Below are 375 nucleotides of genomic sequence, written 5' to 3'. Positions count from 1 at the left end.
GGACGTGATTACACACTGTCTTATGGAAAAAATGTAGCAACCGGAAAAGGCACAGTAAAAATCACCGGAAAAGGCAACTATAGTGGAACAATCACTAAGAGCTTTAAGATCGTACCTAAAAAACCAAGTGTGAGTATCAAGGCAGGGAAAGGAAGCTTAAAGGTAACAGCCAAAGCCACAGGAGCAAGCGGGTATCAAATAGCCTATGCCACAAGTGCTAAAGGAAAATTGAAGTATGTGACAAGTGGTACGAGTAAAACCTTAAAACTATCAAGAAATAAGACGTATTATGTAAAAGTAAGAGCTTATAAGACAATGGATGGTAAAAAGTATTATGGCTCTTACAGTACGATGAAACCTTGCAAGACTAAGTAA

1 pseudogene is annotated in these 375 nt (G+C 38.1%); it reads left to right on the top strand.

What is annotated here, in order from left to right:
* Window positions 1–375, top strand: a pseudogene (locus tag LI241_RS15590) (hypothetical protein); the annotation flags it as partial.

Source organism: Longicatena sp. 210702-DFI.1.196, assembly GCF_020563125.1.
Lineage (GTDB): Bacteria > Bacillota_I > Bacilli_A > Erysipelotrichales > Erysipelotrichaceae > Longicatena > Longicatena caecimuris.
Note: the sequence above shows the minus strand (reverse complement) of the source record. Positions and strands in the feature narration are given on the sequence as shown.